Below are 21,026 nucleotides of genomic sequence, written 5' to 3'. Positions count from 1 at the left end.
GTACTGTGGCTGGTAAACTGGGCCGTTGTCGAGCGGTTGTTGCCTGCATCGATGAGCTGGACCAATGTACGTAGGGACTGGAATATCATGACGGCAGGCGGAATGGGCGTGGGCACCTCAAATAGCCGGGATGAGGCAAAGGAACCCGCGGTGCCGTCGGAGAAGGCCGCCGCGAGTCTCTATTCTCCGAACGCCGCGCATCTCGGCGCCGGCATCCCCGGCCAGACCAAGGCCTACGTGGCAATCTGGCAAGGGTTTTTTGGATCCCTGATGATCTTCGTGGGTTCGATCGGCGCCGGCTGGATCGCGAACGGCTCGCCCATGTTCAGGCACCCCCTTGTCATCGCCCTGCGCACGGAGGGCTGGGGCGTGACGACCTCCACCATCCTGCTGACGGCCGGGGCCATGCTTTTGGTCAGGTCATGGTTGAGGCTCGGGCAAAGGCTCAAGGACTGGGGACCCCGCTCGCTCAGATCCGTGGTTGTCGCTGTCGCCGCGTGGGCGGCGCCCCTGATGTTTGCCGTGCCCATCTATTCGCGCGACGTGTACGCCTACACCGGCCAAGGCAGGCTGGTGCTGGAAGGCCAGAACCCTTACACCGCGGGCATTTCCTCGCTCAGCAACTGGTTTTCCCTGGGTGCCGATCCTGCCTGGGCTGAAGCGAAGACGCCGTACGGTCCTTACTTCCTGTGGCTCGCCAGGTGGGTGGTGGGCATGACCGACGCCCAGCCCGATTTTTCCGTGTTGCTCTTCCGGGTGCTTGCGACAGTGGGAGTGCTGCTCTGCGTGGTGTATGTTCCCAGGCTCGCCGAACTGCACGGGATCAATCCCGGCCGCGCACTGTGGATCGCCGTCGCCAACCCCCTCTTTCTCATCAGCTTCGTCGCCAGCGCCCACAACGATGCCCTCATGGTGGGCCTGGCAGTGGCGGGAATGTACTTTGCAGCCACCGGGCGCCACATCACCGGCCTTCTGCTGGTCACGGCTTCCATCGGCATCAAGCCGATCACAGTACTTCTCTTGCCATTCATAGGCCTCATGTGGGCGGGTCCGGCAGCGAGTTGGGCCCGCAAGTTCCTGTTCTGGGGCGCGACTGCGGGTATCAGTTTTGCCGTCCTGGCGGTGAGCGGAATTCCTTACAACCTTGGCTTTGGATGGGTCTGGGCCATCCTTGATCCGACGCCGGGCTACACCGGATATTCGCCTTCGGGCTTCCTGGGCCAGCAGGTCGAGGTCATCGCCAATCTCCTGAGCCTGCCTGGGTCCACGGTGGCCACGGGGCTCCGGACACTCATGAAGTGGGCCGGAATCGGGCTCGTGGTGGTACTGATGTTCCGCGGCGACTATTCACGGCTGGTGCGACGCGCGGCCCTGGCGTTTGCCGCCGTCGTCATGCTTTCTCCGATTATCCAGCCGTGGTACATCCTGTGGTTCATCCCGCTGCTCGCGGTCACGGGCATCAGGGACGACTGGCAGATCAAGTCCCTCTATGTCGCCATCACGTTTTTCGTGGCCTTCGGCGCGCAGGACCAGATTTCGGTGTTGTCCTTCGTGGAATTGAACGTCAAAGTGTCCTCTCTGGCCTTCCTGGTGGCCTTGGGATTCACCGTCTACCTGATGGTGCTGGACGTTCACACCCGCAGATTGCTGATCCGCTCCAGCCCTGCGCAACTGCTCCGCAGGCTTGAGCAGCGGCTCAGGCGCTCCGGATAGCGGTTCTTGCGCCGGACTTGCGGCCCAGTTCCAAGGTCCGCTGCACGGACCACCAGAGCAGGACAACCAGAAGCACGTTCCGCGCGGTGAGTACTGTTGCCATCACTGGGTTGGCATGGATCAGCGGCGTGTAGAACAGCGGGTAGATCACGAAAGTCGTCATTGCGATCCCCATCAGGAGGGCGGCAGGAACCCGCCAGCGATTCCAGTCGTGGGTAAGTCCGGCGATCACCACCGGCGCAAGCCAGATGATGAATTGCGGCGAACCCACCTTGTTGAACACGATGAACGCGGTGGTCATCATGAGCGCGCCCTCAAGAAACAGCTCTTCCGGTTCGGCACCCCGCCGAAGCGCCCAAAGCAACAGGGCAGAGCCGGCGACGGCGGCAAGCACCAAGAGCGGCTGCATCATGAACGCCGCCACATTGGCACCCGGTCCGTACACCTCGGTGGAATTGATGGCGACGTTGTCGGCGATTTTGGAACCGCCGACGTTGAGCACGCTCAACCAGACCCAAGGGGTTGAGAACGTGGCTTCGAGTTGCATGCCGCGCTCACCCTGGTTTGTCAGGAAGTCGAGGATATGCGGGAGGCCCCCTAAAAGATAGGTGCCCAGTGCGACGGCGGCAGTTACGGCGGCGCCGCATGCGATGATCCGCAGCCTGCGGTGGCTCGCGATGATGATCGGTACCAAAACGGCGGCCGGCCAGACTTTGATCCACGTGGCGATGCTGAGGAGGATGCCCGCCGCCACGGGCCGCGTGGCGGCATACAGCAACGCGACCAACACGATGGGTGCCGTGATGCCTTCCACGCGGGCAAAGCTGAGGTAGCCCATAAAAGCGGTGAAAAACAGCCACCACCAGGCAGGGGCAATTCCGGTCGTCCTGCGCGGACCGCGGGTCAAGATGAACAAGCCGGCGGCATTGAGCGCAGTGATGATCAACGTCCACACCAGCAGGTAAGGACCCGGACCAGCGATGTTGGCCAGGAAGATCGGAATCTGGGCGAGCACCGGGTAGACCCACGGGCTGATGGCTCCATGGAGATCCGCAGGGTTGTAGCCGGCCGTCGCCCACTGGCGGTACTGCTCAGTGTCGCTGAACGTGTTTCCCGACAGGAAGAAACTTGCCATCCAGCCGAGGAAGTACACATGTACGGCGGCGAAACCCCACCAAACGCTGGACGGACGGCCGAACCAGGCGACAGCGGCAGGCGGCAGGGCGGCGTCGCGCACGCGGGCGAGGCCGTCAAAGAATCGAACGGAAATCTCAAGACTCCTTGGCAGCGGCGGCCGGTTCGTCGGCCGGGATCTTCTTGCCCAAAAGGTACAGGCGGCGTACAGACCAGCAGAGCAGAATCACCAGCAGGACATTGCGCACCGTCAACACCAGTGCCATCCAAGGGTTGTTGTGGCTCAGTGCGTCATAGAAGAGGGGATAGATGAAGTACGTGGCCACCCCAATGGCGATGAGCATCGCCGCGGGCACCCGCCATTCCTTCCAGCTGTGGGCAAGCCCGACGGCGACGGCAGGCGCGAGCCACACCATGAACTGGGGCGACCCGACCTTGTTGAACACGACGAAAGCCGCGGCCATGGTCAGGGAGCCAGCCAACAACAGTTCGGTGCGGTCCGCCCCGCCGGTTCGCTTGCCGTTGTGGAGTGCCCAGAAGGTCAAGGCAGCCACCAGGATCGCGGCCAGGGCGAGAAGGGGCTGCATAAGGAATGACATGAAGGCCGTGCCCGGTCCATCCACCTGCATCGAGTTGATGTCGGCGTTCATGTACATCCTCGAGTCGCCAACATGAAGGACCGAGAGCCACAACCAAGGAGTGGTGAAGGTGGCTTCCAGCTGCATGCCGCGATCGCCTTGCTGGGTCAGGAAGTTGAAGAGCTTCGGCAGTTGACCTACGGCGGCCGTGAGGGCGATGACCAAAACGCTGGTGAGAATTCCGGCGGCCACCACTTTGGTTCTCTGCTTGACCACAGTGAACAACGAAAGCATGACAGCGGCGGGCCAAACCTTCATCCAGGTGGCAACGCTCAGGAGGGTCGAGGCAATGAAAGGGTGTGACACCCCGTACGCCAAGGCGATCAGCACGATCGGCGCGGTCAACCCATCCACTCGGGCGAATCCCAGGCAACCCATGATGAGGACGAAGACCAGCCACCACCATGCTGCCGGGATGGCTTCGCGGCGACGACCCCACGCTGTGAGCTTGCCGACAGCCAGGCCGTCGAGCACGGTGATCATGAGTACCCACAAAAAGAAGAATGGACCGGGACCTGCGAGGCCTGCGATGGCCATCGGCATCAAGGCGAGAACGGGGTAGACCCAAGGGCTGGGCCCGCCGCTGAGGTTCTCATCCCGGAACCCCGCAGACGTCCAGTCCCGGTAGATGAAAGTGTCACTGTAGGCCTCGCCGCGCAGGGAGAGGACCAGCGCGAACACGAGGAAGACCAAGTGCACAACCCCGAAGAGCGCCAGCAGACCCTTGGGCGAGTTGAGCTTCGCTTCCCATGAAGAGGGAAGAACACTATGCCGGTACCGTGTGAGCGCGCTGAAGAATGAGTCCGTGGAAATGGGAGGATCCTTGTCAGGTAGTTATCGTCACAGGGTGCCGTAGGCCGCAGCGGCCGGAGCCGCCATACAATATTGGTTCCATTGAATTTCGTGCGGAACCAGCGTGGCTGTGGTCTTCGGCATCAAACCAGAGCCCCACCCATCTTATCTCAGGCCACTTTCGCGGGCAGACCCACGGTCCGGTTGGCCCCGGGAAGCCAAGGGCGGCGATGCTACAGTTGCACTAATCCATGGCAACCGGCAGCGCCACTTTGGCCCGGATGCGGCAGGGAACCAGACAGGATTTTGTTTGATGGTGACGTCGAAGTTTCGTGAGCGTGAGGTGGGGAGTTCGTTGGCTCATCCAGAGGCGCTTGGCGATTCCAACGCCCCGGTACACGGCACGGAGATAGCCAAAGCGGCGAGGACGGCGATCCTCCAAGGGTTCGTCGGGTCGTTGCTCATGGTGGCAGGCTCGATCGGTGTCGGCTGGATGGCGACAACCAGCGGCTCCCTTATCCGTACGCCCCTCTTCATCATGGCCAGGACATCTCCGGTTGGCGTGATCGTCTGCACCGTGATGCTCTGCCTCGGCGCACTCCTGCTCCTGCGTTCTTGGCTGCGCATTGCCCAGCGGATCGGCGGATGGAACCCGTCCTCGCGTCCTGTGCTCCGGCGCGCATTGTGGATGTGGGCAGTCCCGATGATGTTCAGTTTGCCGTTGTTCAGCAGGGACGCATATGCCTACATCGGCCAGGGCCGGCTCATGGAGCAGGGACTGAACCCATATACCAACGGCATCTCGGCCCTGAGCAACTACTTTTCACTCGGACCAGACAAATTGTGGACGGAAGCGCCTACGCCTTACGGCCCGCTATGGCTCTGGATCGAACAGGGTGCCGTGTGGGTGAGCGCCGGCGTCCCTGAGCTTGCGCTGATTCCCTTCCGCCTGGCTGCCCTAGCCGGGGTGGTCCTGCTCGCTGTCTACGTTCCCCGTTTGGCTGCGCTCCACGGCGTGAACCCGGACCGGGCGCTCTGGCTTGGGGTCCTCAACCCGGTTCTCCTGATCAACTTCATCGCCAGCGCGCACAACGACTCCTTGATGTTGGGACTGGTTGTTGCCGGACTGTACTTCGCCTCGGTCAAACGACCCGTGCTTGGAATCGTGCTGATCACGGCCTCGATCGCCATCAAGCCGATTACTTTGATTGCCTTGCCTTTTGCGGGGCTGCTGTGGGCGGGTGCCCGTGCCGGCTGGGGCCGCAGAATGCTCTGCTGGACGGCGACCTTGGGCTTGTCCTTAGGCCTGCTGGCGGCCGCAGGACTGGTGAACGGCCTGGGATTTGGCTGGCTTGGCGCCCTCCAGACTCCCGGCGCCGTCTGGATCTGGTACGCGCCAGTGGGTTTGCTGGCACATACGGCGGGATTCGTCGTCGGACTGTTCGGGGGTCCGGGCGTTCCCGTGACGGATATCATCCAAACCGCCGGAACGGCGGTCTCGGCGCTTGCTATCATCTGGCTCGCCGTACGGACGCCCGGCCGCGGGATCGGTATGCCTGCGCCGATCGACGACGAACCCGAGTTCAACAAGACCGTGCTTCGCCGAATGGCGTGGGCTTTCGCCGCCGTCGTCGTCTTGGCGCCCGTGATCCAGCCTTGGTACATGGTGTGGCTGCTCGTGTTCTTCACCGTGACGGGGATCGCGGACGGCGCCCAGCTCCGCACGGTCTTCTATTTGACGGCGTTCTTCACCCTTATCGCCCTGACAGACCAATTGAGCGTCTTCCAGTGGATCCCCATCGAGGTGGTGCGCGGAGTGGCCATCGCCATCGCGGTCTCCTTCATCGCCTACTTGGTGTTCTTTGACAAGAAGACCCACGTGCTGTTCCGCCCGCGTCGCGGGATTTTGAAGCTCAAGCTCAAACCGAAGTCCTGAGCCTTTCACCCAAGGTGTTTCATCGCTTCACGCAGGGATAACGGGCTCAGCATGGGCCGTCGGGTTTCCACGTAGCTCAGTACCCACTCAGGATCGGTCTTGGCGTACTCCCGCAGGGTCCAGCCGATTGCTTTCCTGATGAAGAACTCCTTGTCAGCCAGATTGGCGTCAAGAGCCGTGGCAAGAAGTTCTTGGTCCGTGGACGTCTTTGCCTTGAGCTGGGAGGTGATGGCTGCGCGGCGGATCCAGAAGTCCGGGTCGCTTGCCCATGTCCTCAAGAGCGGAGTCAGCATGCCCCGGTGGTGTTGCAGAAGGGCGCAAATACGGTCGGAAACGCCGTCAACGAAGTCCCACCATGCGCCGGTCCGGATGATTTCTTCATATAGGGGCAACATCTCCAGATCCGTGGCCACGGACTTGAGCGAGGTCAGATCGATGGCCGCGTAGCGTTCTTCCCGCCATGTAGCTTCCCGCCACAGCAGCTGGACATCGTCACGAAGTTCGGCGGGGGACTCGAAGGGGAGTTCTTTCGTGGTCGCGAGGACGATGCGGCGGACTGCGGGGACCTTGACCCCGAGCGAAGCATGGATGATTTCATGTACGCCTGTGCCGCTTTCGCACGGTCCGGGTCTGCCTCTGCCTGCAGGCGTTCACGAATGATGGCGAGTCTTCGGTGTCCCATACCGCGACTTTAGGACACTCGTGGGCGAGTTCGGACACGCCTCCCGGTTGACTGCGATGAAGAGGCCCCTAGAGTGGGTTGAAGAGTTCGTCCTGCGGCCGGTCCGGCCCCCTGTTCTTGATGCTTGGAGGCCTCTGATGTCCATGGTGAAGACGCCAGAAGAGATTGCGCTCATGCGCGAAGCCGGAAGGGTGGTTGCCAACACGCTTTCGGCGGTTCGTTCGCACGCCCGGGTCGGTGTGTCGCTCAAGGAACTGGACGAGGTTGCGGCCGCTTTCATGGAGGCCGCCGGAGCCAAGCCTGCGTTCCTGAATTACCGCCCGCGGTGGGCGTCCACGCCCTTTTCAGGGGTCATCTGCACGAGCGTCAACGACGCCGTGGTGCACGGCATCCCGGACGGATATGTGTTGCAGGACGGGGATCTGTTGAGCGTCGATTGCGGGGCATTCGTGGAGGGTTGGTGCGGGGACGCGGCAGTCAGTTTCATCGTGGGCGCCGCGGATCCGGTGGACCAGGAGTTGATCGATGCCACGGACGCCGCCCTCGCCCGCGGAATCGACGCTGCCCGGCTTGGAAACAAGATGGGCGACCTTGCGTACGCCATTGGAGGAGGAGCCAAGCGCAGCGGCTACGGGATCCTTGCCGATCACGGTGGGCACGGCATTGGCCGGACCATGCACGCCGAGCCGAGTGTGCCGAACATCGGACGGCCGGGCCGCGGGATGAAGCTCGTGGAGGGCTTGGTGATCGCCATCGAGCCGATGTTGATCCTCGGTGGCAGTGACGACTACTACCACGACGACGACCAGTGGACCCTGCGCTCCGCCAACGGCCGCCGTGCGGCGCATAGCGAACACACCGTGGCGATCACCGCGGACGGACCGCTTGTCTTGACGCTGCCTTAGCGGGGTTGCTTCTGAATGCGGAATCCCGGAAATCAGCGCCGCCGGCGCATGACCGCCCTACCGGGGACCGCCGTGGAAACTGTAGAGAAGCCAGCCGCACCGAACAACTTCACAGTTCCCTGGTAGAGATCGGCCGGACCGGCCTTGGGCCGCAGAGCGGGATCCACGGGGTATCCTTCGATGATTTCGGCGCCATGCGCGAAGGCATGCCCGACGGCGGCGTGCAGCAATGCGGCCGCCACCCCGCTCCGGCGGTGGCCGGGAGAAACCACGAAACAACTTACCGACCAAACTCCCGGGCCTTCCGCGGTACTTGCTCCGGCGGCCTTGAGGATCTGGGATCGCTCGATGCGCGGATAGCACTGGCGCGGTTCCACCGCGCACCAGCCCACTGCTTCGCCGCCCCGGAACGCCAGGACGCCAGGTTCGGGGCCGTCGTCGAATTTGGCTTTGAGCTGTTCCTTCCGAGCCTCAGGTGGAGTGGTCTTCCAATCCTGCCCGGTGAGGGCGAACTACCGGCACCAACAGCGCGAAGGCTCGCCGCGGACGCCGAATAGCCTTTCAACATCGGGCCAGCTTGCAGGGCCCGTCGTGATGGCTGCGGAGCCGGCGAGGTTCAGGACCATAGGAACAGCGTAGAACGCTGCGAGCGCGGACGGCACAGGCTGTCTTGGCCTCTGGCCGCGGGTCTTCACGGCCTGACGAAAACCAAGAGCGGCCCTGAACTACGTTTCCGCAGCTCAGAGCCGCTCTTTGCGTGCCCCGGGAGGGAATCGAACCCCCGACCAAGAGATTAGAAGGCTCCTGCTCTATCCTCTGAGCTACCGAGGCAGGCGACGCACGCACAGCACGTGGCTGAGGCGCCATCAAGAGTTTACATTGCGGCGGCTGCCTGTGAAGTCGGCTCGGTTTCGACCGTGACTCTTCCCCCACAGGCGGCCATTGCGTCGGGCTATCCACATACGTGAACTAGGTACTGCCGCGGAGGTTCGCGGCACGTGAAGCTGAAGGAGCCAGGCAGGCAGCTCAACTCACGTTAGGACAAGACCATGAATGACATCATCACAGTCCGGGGATTCGTTGCCACGGAACCCAAGAGTTCGACGACCCCCGGCGGAACGGGGACGGCCGCGTTCCGGCTGGGCTCCACGGCACGCAGGTTCGACCGCGCGAACGATGTCTGGGTGGATGGCAACACCAATTGGTTCAGCGTCCAGGCGTTCAGGCATCTCGCGGGAAACATCGGATGCAGCGTCAAGAAGGGCCAGCGGGTCATCGTGGTCGGAAAACTTAAGTTGAGGCAATGGGAACACGACGGCAAGATCTACCACGTTGCCGAAATCGTCGCCGAAACGGTGGGGCATGACCTCATGTGGGGCTCGGCGAACTTCATCCGGACCACCGGTGGCACCGGCCCGCAAAGCACGCCCGCGGCCACTGAGGCGGAGCCGGAGAACCCGTGGCCCTCGGCTGATGAAGAGGGTGAAGACGGCCCGCATGACGACGAGGACGGCAGTGCCGCAGCCGAGCGGGAAGTTATCTTTTCGGCCGGAGAAGGCGACGAGTCGGTTCTTGTTGATACTCACACCGGAGAACTTGTCGACGCCCGGGCTTGAAATGACGCGAGGCCTGAAATGACGCGGCGCCTGAAACAGTGGATGCCGCGGACATCCGCGGATGCCATGCGGCGCGGCGGATAGTACGCCGCATGGCAGAATAGCCGGGTGATGAGCAGGGGAATGCCGCAAAAGCCATTAGGACGCCGCCACGCGGCCGGGAGCCCGGGTTTGCTGCTTGCGGTGCCGTTACTCGTGGCCGGGCTGGTGGCCGGCTGCACGGCGCCTGCTCCGGTGTCAGGAAGCGCGCCGGTTTCATCGCCTGCTTCGTCGCCTTCCCCATCGAGTGCGGCCAGTGCCACTCCCGCTGTCACACCCGGTGCCGGAAGCCCGTCGGCATCGGCTTCGCTCAGCCCTGGCACTGCCTCCCTGAAGCAGACCATGGAGTCCGTACTCAAAACCATTGCCGCCGCAACCCCCAAACCGGCACAAGATGCATTGCGATCGCAACTCGTTTCGGCCGGCATCCCCGCGTCTGCTGTGGAGGTATCCGCGAGCAAGACACCGACGGGACTGGACGTCGACGCTGTCGAGGCCGCCGCCAGGCTGGACAAGGACTGCGTCATGGGCGAGATCAGGGACGGCCGGGTTTCGGTGTCGGTCCTGCCCGTGTTGGCCAGCGGCAAATGCTTCGTCGGGGATTCCCGCTAGCAGGGCCGAATGTGAGTTATGCCGTGCCACCCATTAGATTTAACGGCATGGCGGAATTCATTTATACGATGACCAAGGCTCGCAAGGCCGTTGGCGAAAAACTAATCCTGGACGATGTCAGCATGTCGTTCTTCCCTGGCGCGAAGATCGGCGTCGTTGGCCCGAACGGAGCCGGCAAATCCACGATCCTGAAGATCATGGCTGGTATCGACACACCGTCGAACGGCGAAGCCCGCCTCAGCCCCGGCTACTCCGTGGGCATCCTCCTGCAGGAGCCGCCCCTGAACGAGGAAAAGACCGTCCTGGGCAACGTCCAGGAAGGCGTGGGCGAGATCTACTCGAAGATCCAGCGCTTTAACGCGATCTCCGAGGAAATGGCCAACCCGGACGCCGACTACGACACCCTGCTGGAGGAAATGGGCCACCTTCAGGAAGCCATCGACGCTGCGGATGCTTGGGACATCGATTCCCAGCTCGAGCAGGCCATGGACGCACTCCGCTGCCCGCCGGGCGACTCCGACGTGACGGTCCTGTCCGGTGGTGAGCGCCGCCGTGTAGCGCTCTGCAAGCTCCTGCTGCAGAAGCCCGACCTCCTGCTCCTTGACGAGCCCACCAACCACCTGGACGCCGAGAGCGTCCTGTGGCTGGAGCAGCACCTCTCTTCCTACCCCGGTGCCGTCCTCGCCATCACTCACGACCGCTACTTCCTGGACCACGTCGCCGAGTGGATCTGTGAAGTGGACCGTGGCCGCCTTTACCCCTATGAAGGCAACTACTCCACGTACTTGGAGAAGAAGCGCGCCCGCCTCGAAATCCAGGGCAAGAAGGACGCCAAGCAGGCCAAGCGCCTCACCGAGGAACTTGAATGGGTCCGCTCCAACGCCAAGGGTCGCCAGACCAAGTCGAAGGCTCGTTTGGCCCGGTACGAGGAAATGGCGGCCGAGGCTGACCGCACCAGGAAGCTCGACTTCGAGGAAATCCAGATTCCGCCGGGACCGCGTCTGGGTGGCCTGGTCCTGGAAGCCAAGAACCTGCAGAAGGGCTTCGAGGACCGGACCCTGATCGACGGGCTTTCGTTCACGCTGCCCCGTAACGGCATCGTCGGCGTCATCGGTCCTAACGGTGTCGGCAAGACCACGCTGTTCAAGACCATCGTCGGGCTGGAACCGCTCGACGGCGGCGACCTCAAGATCGGCGACTCGGTCAAGATTTCCTACGCCGACCAGAGCCGTGGCGGCATCGACCCCAACAAGACCCTGTGGGAGGTCGTCTCAGACGGCCTGGACTTCATCCAGGTCGGCCATGTCGAAATGCCGTCCCGCGCCTACGTCGCCGCCTTCGGCTTCAAAGGACCGGACCAGCAAAAGAAGGCCGGGGTGCTCTCCGGTGGTGAGCGTAACCGCCTGAACCTTGCACTGACCCTGAAGCAAGGCGGAAACCTTCTCCTTCTTGACGAGCCCACCAACGACCTCGACGTCGAAACCCTCAGCAGCCTTGAGAACGCCTTGCTTGAGTTCCCCGGCTGCGCCGTGGTGGTCTCGCACGACCGGTGGTTCCTCGACCGGGTTGCCACCCACATCCTGGCCTACGAAGGCGACGAGGAGAACCCGTCGAAGTGGTACTGGTTCGAGGGTAACTTCGAGTCCTACGAGGAGAACAAGGTGGAGCGCCTGGGTGCGGACGCGGCCAAGCCGCACCGCGTCACTCACCGCAAGCTGACCCGCGACTAAGCGAATTGCACCACAAAAGGCCGGCGCCCTGGATATTTCTCTGGGGCGCCGGCCTTTTTGCTTCGATATTCCTGGCGGCGTTGTGGCTGCGACGCGAATAGCTACGACGGGATCCGGAGCATCCCCTCTTGCGCCACTGTGGCGACATGCTCGCCGTCGCGGCTGAAGATCTTGCCGGTGGCAAGTCCGCGGGCGCCTTGGGCGCTGGGGGACTCCTGCACGTAGAGCAGCCACTCGTCCACGCGCACGGGGCGATGCCACCACATGGCGTGGTCAAGGCTCGCGACGCTCATGCCGGGCGTCATCCAACTCAATCCGTTCTTGCGCAGCACTGATTCCAGGATGGTGTAGTCGCTTGCGTAGGCCAGGGCGGCCAGATGAAGGTTGGGATCGTCCGGCATTGGGCCAAAGGTCTTCATCCAGACGGCATTGCTGGCGACCCGGTCCTTCGGCGCTTCCACATAGATTGCGGGGTCGACGTGGCGGACGTCGAAGGGGCGCTCGAATGACATGTGGCGGGCGAGAGGATGGTCGTACTTCTGCAGGAGTTCCGCGGTGCTCGGCAGGGTTTCGGGATCCGGGATTCCGACCGGCATGGAGGACTGGTGTTCCACGCCCTCCGCTTCCGTCTGGAAGGAAGCGATCATCGACAGGATCGGTTGACCTTCCTGGTAGGCGTGCACCCGACGAGCGGAGAACGAGCGTCCGTCCCGAAGCCGTTCAACGCTGAAAGTGATGGGCTGGTTGGCGTCCCCGGGACGAAGAAAATAGCCATGCATGGAATGGACGGTTCGGTCCTCTTCCACGGTTCGCATACCGGCGACGAGCGACTGGGCGAGCACCTGCCCGCCGAACACCCGGTGGCGCGGCTGCTTCTGGGAGGGCCCAAGGAAGATGTCCTCGGCTGTCCTCGCGCCGTCGAAGTCGGCCAGGGACAACAGTTCAATGAGGGTGGATGTGGGGTCCTCCAGGGCAACCTGGTGTTCCAGGCCGGCGTGCGCGTCAGTCATGGTTCGACTCTAGACGCCCCCCTGACCCCTCTCAACCGCGGACATGCCGGTAGAGTCAATGATGTGTCCGATGTACTGACCCAGTCCTTCCATTTCGTCGATCCCCGTGATCTGGCGGATCTCCGCACTTATGTCACGCGTGCCAAGAGCATCGACGATGGCGCCATCCGGCTGCAGGCCTCCGGACGCGTCCTGGCTGCATATGTGTGCGTCCTGAGGCCGCGCCTCCTGGGCGAGTCGACGCCGACCATTCTCGGGCTCCGGACCATCGCCCTCGCCGATGACGCGCATGCGGACGTCACCGTGACCCTGTCTTCGGTCCTGGACCGCTTGGCGCGTTCTGGTGCCGACGACGTCGAGCTTCCGATCCCGCCGTCGACGGTTTCCGAATCGTGGGCGGGAGTCGGGGCACCCCGCAGCGGCTGGGAGCCTCTGGGTTCAGTGCCCGACGCCGAACTCAGGTCAGTCGCGAATGCCGGAATTGCCGAGGTGGCCGGGATTGTTCCCGATCAGCCCGGCGCATTGATCGTCAACAACGCCAGGGCCGCGGTGTGGGGCCGGGAGATTCCGGGACTCGACGGCGTGCCCGCCGGCGCGGCGTTCGCGGCCCTTGCGCTCGGTTTCCTTGGCGACGGCGAACACCGGCTCTTCCGCAACGGCCGTTGGTTCCGGCTCAGCGGCAGCCGGGGCCACATCCTCGCACGATCCGGATCAGGCCTGGGCTTCCAAGCCCGCTGAACCCGAACCAGGCCCGGCCCAATCCCGGGCCAATCCCATGGCTACGCAGCCCGCTCGCCTACAAGCTCAGGGCTGCTGGACCGACGGGCTGTTGACCATCGTGAGCGCTGCCCGCTCCATGTAGTCCCACAGCGTATCTTCGTGAAGCGGCGACAAGCCGAGCGAATCCACCGCCGCGCGCATGTGGAAGAGCCAGCGGTCCTTGGCTTCGGGCGTCACCTGGAACGGCATGTGCCGCATCCGTAGCCTGGGGTGCCCGCGTTCCTCGCTGTAGGTGCCCGGGCCGCCCCAATACTGCTCGAGAAACATGAGGAACCGCCGCTTGGCCGGGGCGAGGTCTTGTTCCGGGTACATGGGCCGGAGCAAAGGATCTCCGGCGACGCCGTCGTAGAAGACATCGATGAGTTTCACGAAAGTCTCGTGGCCACCGATGGCCTCATAGAAGCTGTCGGTGTAGGCGGGCTGGCTGAACGGATCGTTTTGCATCAACTGCCGCCGTTCGGCCGGCTGCGGCGTTGCTGATTCCGGTTGGCTGCCCATGTCACTCGCCTGCTTTCTGCTCTTGAATCTTGAGGGATTCCTTTGAAGATTGAGGCGCACCGGATGCAGCGGTTTCGGCGGGCGCAGTACCCGGGGGTGCTGGCGGAACGTCGTCCGGAACTGCGGGTTCCTCCGGCACGTAGTCGCCTTGCGAGCGGTTGCCCACCCGAAGGATTTCTCCGTTGCGCAGATACCAGATGGCGCCGTCTTCGGCCCGGAGCCGGGTGATCCGGAGGCCTACCGATTCAACGGTGCCAATCACTTCAGTGGTCACGATCACATCGCCGATCCCGAACTGGTCCTCGATGGTGATGAAGATGCCGGACAGGAAATCGCGGATGAGCTGTTGGGCGCCGAAGCCAATGGCCACACCCAAAATGCCGACGCTCGTGAGCAACGGTGCAATATCCACATTCAGGTACTTGAGGACGTAGATGATGACGATGACCACCACCACCACGCTAAGCACGCTTGTCAGCAGCGAGCCGATGGTGTGGGCGCGTTGGGCGCGCCGTTCATGGTCGAGCGCCCGGAAGGCCGGCTGGACCCACCTGAAATGCGGTTTCTTGAAGAAGCTCGTGCCCTCTGCCACTCGGCGGGTAATGCGCAAAATGATGAACCGGGCCACAACCCAGACCACCAGCCCAATGCCCAGCGTCACGAAGATGGACGCGTAATCGATCTTGGCTGCATCGGCCACGATGTTGTCGGTCGACGAGGCGACGTTCATATGCGGGAATGCTCCTCACGGGATCCAATGGTTCGCCGGGCCCTTGATTGCCGGGCGCTGAACACTCTGTCCACGGTCAACCCTATCGCCGTAGCGTGGCCGGATCCGCATCGTGATTCTTGGCGGAACAGCCTTCCCGTCATCCGGCTAGCCGGCGGCCGCCATCGTGCTTGGCTCATGCAGAACCGGAAAATTGACGCTCCGGGCGATAAAGCATACCTGGTTCGCCTCATGGTGCAATTCGTCCACGAGTGAAATATGCGCAGGGTCGGTAACCGTGACCTGCGGCTTCAAAGTGACGTTCTCGAACTGTCCGCTGCCATCGCGATTGAGCCTCATCAAGCCCTCGGCGTGGTCCACGTAATCGGTGACCACCACCCCGTGTTTGACCGCGACATGCAGGAAAGACAGCATGTGGCACTGGGAGAGGGCGGTGAGGAGCAGTTGTTCGGGGTTGTACCGGCTCCGGTCGCCATGGAAGGTGGGGTCCGAAGATCCCTTTAGGACCGGCAGGCCGGGGATCTCGACGTCGTGGTCCCTCGTGTAGCCGCGGTAGGTGGAAGTCCCGGTGCCCAGATTTCCGGTCCAGCGCACGGTCAGGGAGTAGCGGTGTTCGTCCAGGCTCATGCGGAAAGTCTAGCGGGGGTGCTTCGCGGGCGGGACACTGAACGGCCCCGGTTCCATTGAAGCGAAACCGGGGCCGGACGGTGATTTATCCGACGACCTTTAGACGTCTGCCGCGCGGGCCTTCAGGGCACGGGCGACGCCGTCGCGGTTTTCGAGCATCATCCGCCGCAGGGCGTTGCTGTCCGCCGGCAGCTCAGCGAGGAACTTGTCCGTGCGATCAACCGTGGCCTGCGTGGTCAGTTGCGCCGGGTAGAGCCCGACGACGATTTGCTGGGCCAGCGCAAAGGTGCGGTTGGCGACAATCCCAGGTACGGCCTCAAAGTACTCCTTGGCGTACGGCTCCAACAGGGAGGTGTCCGGAACCCGCGTGAAGCCCGTGACGGCGGAGCTTTGAATGGCGTTGGAGAGCTCGCCCGTGACCACGATCTTCTTCCAGGCGGCGGCCTTGGCCTCGGGAGTGGGAAGGGCTGCCGTCGCCAAGGCGGCGGCGTTCTGGCCATTGGCCGTGTGGTCGCGCCCAAGTTCGGCGTCGATCCGGTCCTGGCCTTCGCGCCCGCCCACCACCAGCGCGGTGAGGAGTTCCCAGCGTAAATCCTGGTCAACCGTCAGGCCATCCAGGACGGTGCTGCCGTCCAGGACCGCCTGGACTGTGTCCAGTTGGGAGCTGCTCGCGGCAAGCAGCGCGAAGGACTTCACGAATTGGAGCTGGGCGTCCGATCCGGCAGCCGCGGTACTCGAGAGTTCCCACAGTGTGTCAGCGGCGGCCACCGTGGCCGCATCCTTGTGCTCCGCTGCGACGTAGTACGTCAGGGTGGTGGCCAGCTGGCGGAGCTGGGTCAGGATCACGGAGGAATCGGTCTCGGACGCGATGTTCGCCAGGATCAGCTCGACGTAGCCGCGGGCCGGGGTTTCGCCGTCGCGGGCTGCATCCCAGGCCGAGCCCCATACGAGGGTGCGCGGCAGGCTGCCGGCGAAGTCCTTCAGGTGGGCCTTCGCAGTGGCCAAGGATGCGGGGTCGAGGCGGACCTTGGCGTAGGCGAGGTCGTCGTCGTTGAGCAGGACCAGGTCCGGACGCGCCATTCCGGCAAGGCCGGGAACATGGGTCCGGGGACCGTCGACGTCGAGCTCCTCCCTGTGGGTCCGCTCAAGTTTGCCTTCGGCCGAGAGGTCATAGAACCCGACGGCTAGGCGGTGCGGCCGCAGCGTGGGCTGCTCGTCGATAGCCGTCTGCACGATCGCAAAGGACGTGATGGTGCCGTCCGCGTCGACCTCAAGCTCGGGGGAGAGAGTGTTGACGCCGGCGGTCTCGAGCCAGAGCTTGCCCCACTGGTCCAAGTCGCGGCCGCTGGCAGCTTCGAGTTCCTTCATGAGGTCCACCAGTTCGGTGTTCTGCCAGGCGTGCTTTTGGAAGTATTCGCGGACGCCGGCCATGAAATGTTCCGGCCCCACCCAGGCAACCAACTGCCGGAGCACGGAAGCTCCCTTGGCATAGGTGATGCCATCGAAGTTCACCTCGACGTCCTGGAGATCGTTGATCTCGGCGAAAATCGGGTGCGTCGTGGGCAACTGGTCCTGCCGGTACGCCCAGGATTTCTCCACCGAAGCAAAGGTGGTCCAGGCCCGGTCGAATTCGGTGTTTTCGACGGCGGCCAGGTGTGACATGTATTCGGCGAAGGATTCGTTGAGCCACAGGTCGTTCCACCAGCGCATCGTGACGAGGTCCCCGAACCACATGTGGGCAAGTTCATGCAGCACGGTAATGGCGCGGCGCTCGATCTGGGCGTCGGTGACCTTGCCGCGGAAGACGTATCCCTCAAGGATGGTCACCGCGCCGGCGTTTTCCATGGCGCCGGCATTGAACTCGGGAACGAACAGCTGATCGTACTTCTCGAAGGGATACGGGAATCCGAACTGGGCCTCGAAGAACTCAAAACCCTGGCGGGTCAGTTCGAAGATGTTGTCGGCGTCCAGGTACTGCATGAGGGACTTGCGGGCGAACACCCCGAGCGGGATGACACGGCCATCGGAGCTGGTGACCTTGCTGCGGACCGATTGGTACGGTCCGGCGATCAAGGCAGTGACGTACGAAGAGATGCGTGGAGTGGGGGCGAAATGCCAGACGGAGCGCGCGCCGCCGTCGTCACCGGGAGTGGTTTCCACCGGTACCGGAGCGGGTGAGTTGGAGATCAGGTCCCAGTGCGAGGGCGCAGTGACCGTGAACGTGAATGCCGCCTTTAGGTCCGGCTGCTCGAACACAGCGAACATGCGGCGGGAATCGGGCACCTCGAACTGCGTGTAAAGGTAGACCTCGTTGTCCACCGGGTCCACGAAGCGGTGCAGGCCCTCACCGGTGTTCATGTAGGGGGCATCGGCGACTACCCTGAGTTCGTTCTCCGCGGCGAGCCCGGGCAACTGGATGCGCACGCCGTCGGACACCACTGCCGGATCGAGTTCGGCGCCGTTCAACGTCACGCTGTGCACGGTCTCCGTGATCGCGTCGATAAAGCTCGAGGAGCCCTCGACGGCGGAGAACTTCACCACCGTGGTGGAGCCGAAGACCGTGGCGCCCTTCGTCAAGTCGAGGGTGACGTCGTACGAGGTCACGGTGAGCAATTCTGCGCGCTGTCCGGCTTCGGTGCGCGTCAGGTTCAGGCCTGGCAAGGGTTGCCTCCAAGAATGGTTTCGAGAAGCCGGTTGGTTTCAGCCAGCGCCGGCGCTGTGAAGTCATTCTTTCACTTGATTCCGGCATGGCAAGGAAGCTCGATCACAGTGTCGCCGGCGCGGGGTAGCGTTGGAATATGGGAAAGATGCGCGATTCGTTGGACCTCCGGGCACTCCGCTTTGCAGTGGCATTTCCATTGCTGCTGGCCGGCGCATTTGCTGTGTGCGCACTCATGTTGCGCAACAACCTTCCCGATCCTGTCGCCATCGCGTGGAACGCCGACGGCGGCATCAGCTTCGCGCCGTTCCTCGCCTACGTCTTCGGCGGAGGAGGTTTCCTGGTCGTCGCGGGCTGGCTGGTGTTCATCCAGGCTGTTCCCCTTGCCCGGCCCGTGATCATGCGCAGAGTCATGATGGGCATGGGCCTGATGGTGACCCTCTTCATCACCTCCGTGCTGGCCGCCGGCCTCGTGGGGCAAACAGGCCTCACCGACGCCCGCAGCTCGCACGTTGATGCCACGGTCCTCGCGCTGGGCGCGGGCGCGGCCCTGCCCCTTGGCGTGGTCATGATGATGGCTTTCAAGCCCGACCCGCATTGGACGCCGGAGGACGACGCCGCCCTCGAAGCCGAAAGGATCCGGACGGAAGACCCCGGCCTGGCGGAGGATTCCATGTTGCTGTGGGTCCACGCGCGGAGTTCGGTGTTCGTGATGATCTGCGTGGCCACTTTGTTCCCCGCGATGTTGATCGCGATCGCGCTCCCGTGGTTGGGCGCATTGCTGGCGGTGGTCGCCGCCATCGGAGCGTGTTTCCTCTTCGTCCGCGTCAGGGCGGACAGGGGAGGAGTGCAGGTGTTTGTCGCGGGCGTTCTGCGGGTCCTCACAGTTCCCGCTGTCGATATCGCGGGCGCGGCCGCGCAGGAAGTCAGGGCCGCCGACTTTGGCGGCTGGGGACTCCGGCACCACGGAGGAGCGACGGCCATGCTCGTGAGCAGCGGTCCCGCCGTCGTCGTCCGCCAGGTCAGCGGCCGCAGGGTGGCGTTCAGCGCCGGGACCTCGGCCACTGCGGACCGGCTCGCAGGAATCCTGAACCGCGTCGCGGCGCGTGCCCAGCGCGGCGAGCAGCCTCCGGCCCCCTGAGCGCCGGAGGATTGTCCGGCCTGCTGTCTTAAGAGGTGAGCCGGGGCCCGATCCTAGTAACCTAGGAACCGCATCCCTCACCGCCGCGCCCGGCATTGCCGCGTTCGCGCGCCAGACCGAATGGACTTCCTGTGACCACATCCCGCGTCCACATTGCCACGGACCACGCCGGCATGGAGCTCAGCGCCCACCTCGTCAGCCACTTGACTGCCAAAGGCTACGACGTCGTTGACCACGGCCCCAAGGTGTACGACGCCCTTGATGACTACCCTTCGTTCTGCATCAACGCGGCCGCTGCCGTAGTTGCCGACCAAGAGGCCGGAGTTCACGCACTGGGCATCGTCCTGGGCGGATCCGGCAACGGTGAACAAATTGCCGCGAACAAGGTCAAGGGTGTCCGGGCCGCGCTGGCCTGGAACCTCTCCACAGCGAAGCTGGCCCGCGAGCACAATGACGCCAACGTGGTTGCCGTCGGCGGACGCCAGCACACCGTCGAGGAAGCCACCGAACTGATCGAGGCCTTCCTGGAAGAACCGTTCAGCAACGACGAACGCCACGTGCGCCGCATCGGAAAAATCGCCGTCTATGAGAACACCGGCGAAATCGTTGCGTAGTGCCTGAAGGGCATTCCATCCATCGCCTGGCACGCCAGTTCCAGGATGTTTTTGCCGGCCAGGTGCTGGAGGTCTCCAGCCCCCAAGGCCGATTCACTGCGGGCGCAGCGCTTTTGGACTGCCATGAACTGCTCGAAGCGACCGCGCACGGCAAACAGCTTCTCCTCCGTTTTGACCATGGGGTGCTCCTGCACGTCCATCTGGGTCTCTACGGTGCGTGGAGTTTCGGTGGCGATGAATCCTTCCGCGGGGCGTCGAGCATCGGGGCGCCACGCCGGATCGGCGAACGCGAGACCTTCCCACAAGACGGCAGCGCAGAGAGCCCCGGAAGTAGCTACGCGGGTCCGCCCGAGCCCGTGGGTGCCGTGCGCGTGCGCCTCGTTTCAGCGAACGGCTGGGCGGACCTGAGGGGCGCCACCACCTGCGCGGCGATTACCGAGGCGGAAGCCGCGGCCGTCCTGGCGCGTTTAGGTCCCGATCCCCTCCACAACAGCCCTGGCGACCGCGAGGAGTTCATCCGCCGCTTGCTGCGCCGCAAGACCGCCGTCGGGCTCCTCCTCATGGACCAGTCGGTCGTGGCCGGGATCGGCAACATCTATCGCGCGGAGGTGCTGTTCCGCCAGCGCGTTGATCCGTGGACTCCGGGCAACTCCCTGAACGCTGAAACCGCCGGACGCCTGTGGGATGACACCGTGGCGGCCATGTCCGACGGCGTCCGTGACGGGCGGATTGTTACGACCCCATCGGCTTTGTGGAGCGGCGGGAGGGGCGGAGCGCTCGATGGCGAGGCGCACTTTGTCTACAAGCGGCAGGGACAGCCGTGCCGGCGATGCGGCGAAGTCGTGGGGATGGCCGAGATCGGTGCGCGCAAGCTCTATTGGTGCCCCGGCTGCCAGAACTGAAGTCCGGCGCTAGCAGGTGAAAACAGGCGGAAACACGAAGGGCCCCTCGATGAGGGGCCCTTCGTTGTGTGGAGGGGACGACGGGAATCGAACCCGCGTAATCAGTTTGGAAGACTGAGGCTTTACCATTAAGCTACGTCCCCGGGCAAGACTGCATGCACCTCTCAGGGTGTTCCGCGCATCTTTCCGGTGGCTGTTGAAGCCGGATATAACTAAACCTAATTCAGGGGCCAAGTGTCAAATGTGCATTCTCCGCCGAGATGCCCGT

Annotated in this window: 19 protein-coding genes, 2 tRNA genes and 1 pseudogene; 10 read left to right on the top strand and 12 right to left on the bottom strand. The window is 63.6% G+C overall.

The window, feature by feature from the left end; all coding sequences use genetic code 11:
* Positions 1–87 precede the first annotated feature (87 nt).
* A complete protein-coding gene (gene mptB, locus AB4074_RS11750; protein WP_441413552.1) occupies positions 88–1,713 on the top strand; it encodes a polyprenol phosphomannose-dependent alpha 1,6 mannosyltransferase MptB in 1,626 nt (541 codons plus the stop codon).
* Here the strand turns inward: mptB (AB4074_RS11750) and AB4074_RS11745 are convergent.
* Complete coding sequence (locus AB4074_RS11745) at positions 1,697–2,950, bottom strand: glycosyltransferase 87 family protein (RefSeq protein WP_441413519.1); 1,254 nt, start codon at positions 2,948–2,950, stop codon at positions 1,697–1,699. The genes mptB (AB4074_RS11750) and AB4074_RS11745 overlap by 17 nt on opposite strands.
* A 34-nt stretch (positions 2,951–2,984) precedes the next feature.
* Positions 2,985–4,298: a glycosyltransferase 87 family protein gene (locus AB4074_RS11740; RefSeq protein WP_441413551.1), complete on the bottom strand. Its 1,314-nt coding sequence runs from the start codon at positions 4,296–4,298 to the stop codon at positions 2,985–2,987.
* Between the two features lie 334 nt (positions 4,299–4,632).
* Between AB4074_RS11740 and mptB (AB4074_RS11735) the strand changes: the two genes are divergently transcribed.
* Positions 4,633–6,213 (top strand): polyprenol phosphomannose-dependent alpha 1,6 mannosyltransferase MptB, encoded by a 1,581-nt coding sequence (gene mptB / locus AB4074_RS11735; RefSeq protein WP_441413518.1) that lies wholly within the window; start codon positions 4,633–4,635, stop codon positions 6,211–6,213.
* A 5-nt stretch (positions 6,214–6,218) separates the two neighbouring features.
* On the opposite strand, the gene AB4074_RS11730 is transcribed toward mptB (AB4074_RS11735), so the two are convergent.
* Entirely contained in the window at positions 6,219–6,761 is a 543-nt protein-coding gene (locus AB4074_RS11730) for a DNA alkylation repair protein (protein ID WP_441413550.1), read from the bottom strand.
* A 271-nt stretch (positions 6,762–7,032) separates the two neighbouring features.
* On the opposite strand from AB4074_RS11730, the gene map reads away from it, so the two are divergent.
* A complete protein-coding gene (gene map / locus AB4074_RS11725; RefSeq protein WP_441413517.1) occupies positions 7,033–7,800 on the top strand; it encodes a type I methionyl aminopeptidase in 768 nt (255 codons plus the stop codon).
* A gap of 32 nt (positions 7,801–7,832) precedes the next feature.
* Here the strand turns inward: map and AB4074_RS11720 are convergent.
* Both AB4074_RS11720 and AB4074_RS11715 read right to left on the bottom strand, forming a co-directional pair.
* Positions 7,833–8,261, bottom strand: a pseudogene (locus AB4074_RS11720) (GNAT family N-acetyltransferase); the annotation flags it as partial.
* A 297-nt stretch (positions 8,262–8,558) separates the two neighbouring features.
* Positions 8,559–8,631 (bottom strand) — tRNA-Arg (locus AB4074_RS11715).
* 218 nt (positions 8,632–8,849) lie between these two features.
* On the opposite strand from AB4074_RS11715, the gene AB4074_RS11710 reads away from it, so the two are divergent.
* A complete protein-coding gene (locus AB4074_RS11710; RefSeq protein WP_441413516.1) occupies positions 8,850–9,416 on the top strand; it encodes a single-stranded DNA-binding protein in 567 nt (188 codons plus the stop codon).
* Here AB4074_RS11710 and AB4074_RS11705 read toward each other — a convergent pair.
* The gene (locus AB4074_RS11705; protein ID WP_441413515.1) at positions 9,383–9,778 is read right to left on the bottom strand and encodes a hypothetical protein; all 396 of its coding nucleotides are present in this window, start codon (positions 9,776–9,778) and stop codon (positions 9,383–9,385) included. The two genes, AB4074_RS11710 and AB4074_RS11705, sit on opposite strands and share 34 nt — an antisense overlap.
* Before the next feature lie 19 nt (positions 9,779–9,797).
* Between AB4074_RS11705 and AB4074_RS11700 the strand changes: the two genes are divergently transcribed.
* Positions 9,798–10,067: a DUF6993 domain-containing protein gene (locus AB4074_RS11700; protein WP_441413514.1), complete on the top strand. Its 270-nt coding sequence runs from the start codon at positions 9,798–9,800 to the stop codon at positions 10,065–10,067.
* 47 nt (positions 10,068–10,114) lie between these two features.
* Positions 10,115–11,797 (top strand): energy-dependent translational throttle protein EttA, encoded by a 1,683-nt coding sequence (ettA, locus tag AB4074_RS11695; protein ID WP_236811427.1) that lies wholly within the window; start codon positions 10,115–10,117, stop codon positions 11,795–11,797.
* A gap of 101 nt (positions 11,798–11,898) precedes the next feature.
* On the opposite strand, the gene tesB is transcribed toward ettA, so the two are convergent.
* Positions 11,899–12,807, bottom strand: a complete 909-nt coding sequence (gene tesB, locus AB4074_RS11690; protein ID WP_441413513.1) for an acyl-CoA thioesterase II — start codon at positions 12,805–12,807, stop codon at positions 11,899–11,901.
* A gap of 63 nt (positions 12,808–12,870) precedes the next feature.
* On the opposite strand from tesB, the gene AB4074_RS11685 reads away from it, so the two are divergent.
* The gene (locus tag AB4074_RS11685) at positions 12,871–13,545 is read left to right on the top strand and encodes a hypothetical protein (protein WP_345450409.1); all 675 of its coding nucleotides are present in this window, start codon (positions 12,871–12,873) and stop codon (positions 13,543–13,545) included.
* Between the two features lie 66 nt (positions 13,546–13,611).
* Here AB4074_RS11685 and AB4074_RS11680 read toward each other — a convergent pair whose 3' ends face one another.
* The 4 genes from AB4074_RS11680 to pepN form a co-directional block, all read right to left on the bottom strand.
* Complete coding sequence (locus AB4074_RS11680; RefSeq protein WP_441413512.1) at positions 13,612–14,085, bottom strand: globin; 474 nt, start codon at positions 14,083–14,085, stop codon at positions 13,612–13,614.
* Position 14,086: 1 nt separating this feature from the next.
* Positions 14,087–14,815, bottom strand: coding sequence for a mechanosensitive ion channel family protein (locus tag AB4074_RS11675; protein WP_234749882.1), 729 nt, complete (start codon positions 14,813–14,815; stop codon positions 14,087–14,089).
* Positions 14,816–14,962: 147 nt separating this feature from the next.
* The gene (locus tag AB4074_RS11670) at positions 14,963–15,442 is read right to left on the bottom strand and encodes an OsmC family protein (protein WP_441413511.1); all 480 of its coding nucleotides are present in this window, start codon (positions 15,440–15,442) and stop codon (positions 14,963–14,965) included.
* A 99-nt stretch (positions 15,443–15,541) separates the two neighbouring features.
* A complete protein-coding gene (gene pepN, locus AB4074_RS11665; RefSeq protein WP_441413510.1) occupies positions 15,542–18,103 on the bottom strand; it encodes an aminopeptidase N in 2,562 nt (853 codons plus the stop codon).
* A gap of 137 nt (positions 18,104–18,240) precedes the next feature.
* On the opposite strand from pepN, the gene AB4074_RS11660 reads away from it, so the two are divergent.
* The 3 genes from AB4074_RS11660 (at position 18,241) to AB4074_RS11650 (ending at position 20,758) form a co-directional block, all read left to right on the top strand.
* Positions 18,241–19,242 (top strand): hypothetical protein, encoded by a 1,002-nt coding sequence (locus AB4074_RS11660; RefSeq protein WP_441413509.1) that lies wholly within the window; start codon positions 18,241–18,243, stop codon positions 19,240–19,242.
* Between the two features lie 131 nt (positions 19,243–19,373).
* A complete protein-coding gene (locus AB4074_RS11655) occupies positions 19,374–19,856 on the top strand; it encodes a ribose-5-phosphate isomerase (protein ID WP_441413508.1) in 483 nt (160 codons plus the stop codon).
* Positions 19,856–20,758, top strand: coding sequence for an Fpg/Nei family DNA glycosylase (locus AB4074_RS11650; RefSeq protein WP_441413507.1), 903 nt, complete (start codon positions 19,856–19,858; stop codon positions 20,756–20,758). The genes AB4074_RS11655 and AB4074_RS11650 overlap by 1 nt, the downstream gene beginning before the upstream one ends.
* A gap of 69 nt (positions 20,759–20,827) precedes the next feature.
* On the opposite strand, the gene AB4074_RS11645 is transcribed toward AB4074_RS11650, so the two are convergent.
* Positions 20,828–20,901 (bottom strand) — tRNA-Gly (locus tag AB4074_RS11645).
* Between the last annotated feature and the right edge of the window lie 125 nt (positions 20,902–21,026).

The organism is Arthrobacter sp. 2MCAF14 (assembly GCF_052115645.1).
In the GTDB taxonomy this organism is placed as follows: Bacteria; Actinomycetota; Actinomycetes; order Actinomycetales; family Micrococcaceae; genus Arthrobacter.
Note: the sequence above shows the minus strand (reverse complement) of the source record. Positions and strands in the feature narration are given on the sequence as shown.

Excerpts from the sequence above, each read along its gene's own strand:
- mptB (WP_441413552.1), top strand. The coding sequence starts at position 88 with ATGACGGCAGGCGGAATGGGCGTGGGCACCTCAAATAGCCGGGATGAG.
- map (WP_441413517.1), top strand. The coding sequence starts at position 7,033 with ATGTCCATGGTGAAGACGCCAGAAGAGATTGCGCTCATGCGCGAAGCC.
- AB4074_RS11710 (WP_441413516.1), top strand. The coding sequence starts at position 8,850 with ATGAATGACATCATCACAGTCCGGGGATTCGTTGCCACGGAACCCAAG.
- AB4074_RS11700 (WP_441413514.1), top strand. The coding sequence starts at position 9,798 with ATGGAGTCCGTACTCAAAACCATTGCCGCCGCAACCCCCAAACCGGCA.
- ettA (WP_236811427.1), top strand. The coding sequence starts at position 10,115 with ATGGCGGAATTCATTTATACGATGACCAAGGCTCGCAAGGCCGTTGGC.
- tesB (WP_441413513.1), bottom strand. The coding sequence starts at position 12,807 with ATGACTGACGCGCACGCCGGCCTGGAACACCAGGTTGCCCTGGAGGAC.
- AB4074_RS11680 (WP_441413512.1), bottom strand. The coding sequence starts at position 14,085 with ATGGGCAGCCAACCGGAATCAGCAACGCCGCAGCCGGCCGAACGGCGG.
- AB4074_RS11675 (WP_234749882.1), bottom strand. The coding sequence starts at position 14,815 with ATGAACGTCGCCTCGTCGACCGACAACATCGTGGCCGATGCAGCCAAG.
- AB4074_RS11670 (WP_441413511.1), bottom strand. The coding sequence starts at position 15,442 with ATGAGCCTGGACGAACACCGCTACTCCCTGACCGTGCGCTGGACCGGA.
- AB4074_RS11660 (WP_441413509.1), top strand. The coding sequence starts at position 18,241 with ATGGGAAAGATGCGCGATTCGTTGGACCTCCGGGCACTCCGCTTTGCA.